Source organism: Clostridium guangxiense (assembly GCF_021043395.1).
GTDB classification, from domain to species: Bacteria; Bacillota; Clostridia; order Clostridiales; family Clostridiaceae; genus Clostridium_S; species Clostridium_S guangxiense.
Genome location: NZ_JAJNKE010000081.1, coordinates 1 through 4071, shown reverse-complemented (window position 1 = coordinate 4071; position 4071 = coordinate 1). Strand labels below are relative to the sequence as shown.

4 protein-coding genes are annotated in these 4071 nt (G+C 31.9%); 2 read left to right on the top strand and 2 right to left on the bottom strand.

Annotation, left to right across the window (positions count from 1 at the left end; genetic code table 11):
- Positions 1–223 precede the first annotated feature (223 nt).
- Both LQK79_RS20625 and LQK79_RS20620 read right to left on the bottom strand, forming a co-directional pair.
- The gene (locus LQK79_RS20625; RefSeq protein WP_053243485.1) at positions 224–511 is read right to left on the bottom strand and encodes a phosphotransferase family protein; all 288 of its coding nucleotides are present in this window, start codon (positions 509–511) and stop codon (positions 224–226) included.
- Positions 512–1040: 529 nt separating this feature from the next.
- Positions 1041–2060 carry a LacI family DNA-binding transcriptional regulator gene (locus LQK79_RS20620; protein ID WP_231017761.1) on the bottom strand — a complete coding sequence of 340 codons (1020 nt, stop codon included), beginning with the start codon at positions 2058–2060 and terminating at the stop codon, positions 1041–1043.
- Between the two features lie 138 nt (positions 2061–2198).
- On the opposite strand from LQK79_RS20620, the gene LQK79_RS20615 reads away from it, so the two are divergent.
- Positions 2199–3158: an L-lactate dehydrogenase gene (locus LQK79_RS20615; protein WP_231017758.1), complete on the top strand. Its 960-nt coding sequence runs from the start codon at positions 2199–2201 to the stop codon at positions 3156–3158.
- A gap of 98 nt (positions 3159–3256) precedes the next feature.
- Complete coding sequence (locus LQK79_RS20610) at positions 3257–3832, top strand: cupin domain-containing protein (protein WP_231017756.1); 576 nt, start codon at positions 3257–3259, stop codon at positions 3830–3832.
- Positions 3833–4071: the final 239 nt, after the last annotated feature.

The window sequence follows — 4071 nt, the reverse complement described above, 5'->3', positions numbered from 1 at the left end:
CATAGCTCAAATCAAATCTATTGCTTATGGTAAAAATTACTATTACTAATTTTTACTTTTCAACTTGTTTATCTATAAAGATAAACCACCTTGAAACTTGAAATTTGCTTGTAACAAAATGCCGTCTTCTGGGCATTATGGTGCACATAAATTTCAATAGTTGAAGCGGTTTATCTATAGTTCACTAGTTACGAAACTTAATAAAGCTTTTTTCTAAAGAGATCTATAAGCTTTTTTCAATGAGAGATTTTCCAGGAACATTACCGAATTTAAGCATTACTGATGTTCGTGCCACATCTGCCAGTGGGTTTCCTTTTGCTGCAGTCATCCAGTCAATTATTATTGCGTTATCTTTTGTTATTAATATGTTGTCTGGGTGAAAATCTCCATGGCATAATATATTATCATCTGGAAGAGTATCAATATAGTTATATAACTTTTCTTTTATATCATCAGATAATAAATCTACTTTTGATATACTTGACTTAAGCCTATCTGTATACTTAGGCAATTGAAAATCAATTTTTTGCTGAATTGATTTATGTAACTTTGTTAATCTGTGAGCTTCTTTTGATAGTTTCCAGGGGTTAGTTGATAGTACCTTCAGTATTGTTGTTCCATTAATTCGCTCATGGATGATACCGTTTCTATTATCTATTTCAATAAAATCGTAAACTTTAGGACTTGAATTTATCTTTTTATTAATTTCTGAACTACTAGCACTTAGAGGATGGACAGCTTCTAAATTAGCACGAGAAATAAATATAGATGCATTAAGAAAACACGTAGAGCTGATGTCACTTCAAACAATTCCTATTACAAATTATAATTACGAAGAAAATTTAGAGGATATTGTAAATAAAAATGGTTATATATTTTCATTAATGAAGGTACAGCAGATTGGTTGAAAAATATGCTTAGGTTACTTAAAATTAATCCAAACTATCAGCTTGCAATATTAGATAAAATACCTTTTGGAAAAAAACATTCATTAAATTGTGTTTGATGAGGAAATAGCTTTTAATTGTACTGAAAAACTATTACTTCACCTTGCATGAGTCTCTCATTATTAAGGGACCGTCAAATAAAATGGAAGTAGGACTTTCAAGTTTTTGATTGAGCAGGTTAGAAATAAGTTCAATACACTTTCCAGCCATCTTTTCAATGGGTATATCAACTATAGTAATAGGCGGCGTACTAAACTCCGTGTGTTCAGAATCATTCATGCCAATTGCAATTATTTCTATATCTTCCGGCACTTTAATTCGTTTCTTATTAAATATGTGAAGAGCGCCTAAAGCTATGCTGTCCGAATTGCAAAACAAAGCCTTTGGCATATTTGTCAGCTTTAAAAGTTTTTTTGCAGCCTTTACTCCACCTGCTATTGAATTGTCAGCTTCCAAGATGTATTCAGATGAAATTTCAATACTATTTTTATAACAGGTTTCAATAAATCCCTTATTTCTATTATCCATTGCAGTATTCAATGATTTAGTAAGTATAGCAGAGGCTTTTTTATGACCTTTTTTAGTAAATAAGTTGGCTGCTTTTTCTCCCATTTTGTAGTTGTTAACATTTACTGAGGAGTATTTATCAGATAAACGGTTGAACAAAATTATAGGAAGCTTTGACGTAGTTGCGTTTAAGTATTCCATATCTGCAGTAGATATATTAGCTATAATTGCCGCATTAAATATATTATTAGTGTTAATTCCCTTTTCAAGGTGAATAAAGTCAGTTTTATATGGGCAAATTACAATATCAAAGTTATAATTTGATTTAATGATTTCATCCTGCAATCCTCTTAAAAATCTAGATATTATATTAACACGAATATCGGAAGACCAATATAATGCTATTGTAGGGTTGCTTGGTACATTTTGATTTCTAAGCTTTCTTGCAGAAATATTCGGATGGTAATTAAGCTCTTTGATGGCATTCATAACTTTTTTTTGAGTTTTCTCTGATATTTTTCTCTTAGATGAATTGCCATTTAAAATTATTGAAACAGTGCTTGGAGAAACACCGGATAATTTTGCGACATCTTTTATGGTAGCCATTTTAATCACTCGTTTCAAATAGAATTAATATATTTATTTTTACATACTTTAAGACAAAAGTAAATAATATTGACTTGGGTACAACGTTGTACTAAAATGAATATAACGTTGTGCGTAAAATATCGATGAGGTGATACCATGAATTTTGTTAAAAATAAACTTGTTGTAGTAGGAGCCGGTATGGTTGGATCAGCTGTACTAAACTCTGTTCTTTCACTTAATCTTTTGTCAGAAGTCGTTATAGTAGATATAAATGAAAAGAAAGCATGTGGTGAAGCGTTAGATGCAAGTCATACAACATCCTTTGCATATAGTCCTAATGTAAATGTTAGAGCAGGAAGTTATGAAGATTGCAAGGATTCTCAAATAGTTGTAATAACAGCAGGACCAAGCTTAAAAATAGGTGGCAAGATGGATAGATTGGTTCTTGCAGATACAAATATAAAAGTTATGAAATCAATTATGGAAAACATAACTAAATATACTAAGGATGCTATTATAATTGTAGTAACAAATCCAGTTGATATAGCAACTTATTATTGCCAGCAGTATTTTGGATATCCTAAGAACAAGATTATTGGAACAGGAACACTTCTTGATACTGCACGTATGAGAAAGATTATAGGTAAAAAATTTAATGTGGATAGTAAAAATGTCCATGGTTATGTTCTTGGAGAGCATGGAGGAACTTCATTTACTGCTTGGAGTGGTGTTAATATTGCCGGAATTCCTTTTGATGAACTCGATGCAACTTTTGGTGAGAATAACAACATTGGTAAAGATGAAGTAGACAAAGAAGTTAGAGATGCGGGTATAGAGGTTTTAAAGCTTAAAGGCTATACGAGTGCTGGTATTGCAATGAGCGTAAGTAGACTTGTAAAAGCAATGCTTTTAAATGAAGAAAGTATTTTACCAGTATCATCAACTCTTGAGGGTGAATATGGAATTAGTGATGTAGCTTTAAGTATACCATGTGTTATAACTAATAAAGGAATAGAAAAAAAGCTTCAGGTTCCTCTTAAACAGAATGAAGTTGAAGAACTTAAGCATAGTGCAGAAAGCTTAAAAACAATTATTAATGGATTGAAACTTGGATGAAGTAATATTGTGAAGTAACATTTTTAAGTTGTAGCCTTAACATTTCTAAGCCTTATTGCATATTATGGTTTTGTAACATTATAAAAGGAAGGAACAATATGCATAATAACCACAGGACATATGCGTGCCCTTTTTTCAGTAATGCATCAAGGTATGACGAGGACAGTTTGTATGATGGGTATAGAACCTATCAGTGTCCATATATTCCTTTTGAGGATGAACTGGATGATTATTCAAGATCCAATAGTCCACAAATGCAAAATTGCAATGAAGGACCAATTGCATTAAAAGATTATGGGCCACGGCCTTACGTAGTTAATATTAATGAAGCTACTATACAAAACAAAAATTTTCGTACAGCTTTATGGACAGGAGAACATTTGCAGGTTACCTTAATGAGCATCAATGTGGGCGATGATATAGGGCTGGAGATCCATCCAGATGTTGATCAGTTCATACGTGTTGAACAAGGTCAAGGAATGGTTAAGATGGGGAAAAATAAAAACAGATTAGATTTTCAAGCAATGGTTCAAGATGAGTATGCAATTATGATACCAGCAGGTACTTGGCATAACATTATGAACATAGGTAATGAACCGCTTAAAGTATACTCTATTTATGCACCACCTCATCATCCGCGTGGTACAGTTCATGTAACTAAGCCAGCTGAGTGAAGAAGTGGATGAAGTAATAGTATTTTGAAACATTAAATAAACTCCATAAATCTAAGATTGAAATTCTCAAAATCCTAAGAACTTTCAATAACTCACTATCGTTCAGACAGATTGAAGGTTCTAAGTATTTTAAGAATTTCAATCAAGATTTATTGGAGTTTATTGGTGCTAGTATAATATTGTAGACACGAAAGACCGAACACATTAAAATATAGATAAGAGAAGGATGTGTTTATATG

Excerpts from the sequence above, each read along its gene's own strand:
- LQK79_RS20610 (WP_231017756.1), top strand. The coding sequence starts at position 3,257 with ATGCATAATAACCACAGGACATATGCGTGCCCTTTTTTCAGTAATGCA.
- LQK79_RS20615 (WP_231017758.1), top strand. The coding sequence starts at position 2,199 with ATGAATTTTGTTAAAAATAAACTTGTTGTAGTAGGAGCCGGTATGGTT.
- LQK79_RS20620 (WP_231017761.1), bottom strand. The coding sequence starts at position 2,060 with ATGGCTACCATAAAAGATGTCGCAAAATTATCCGGTGTTTCTCCAAGC.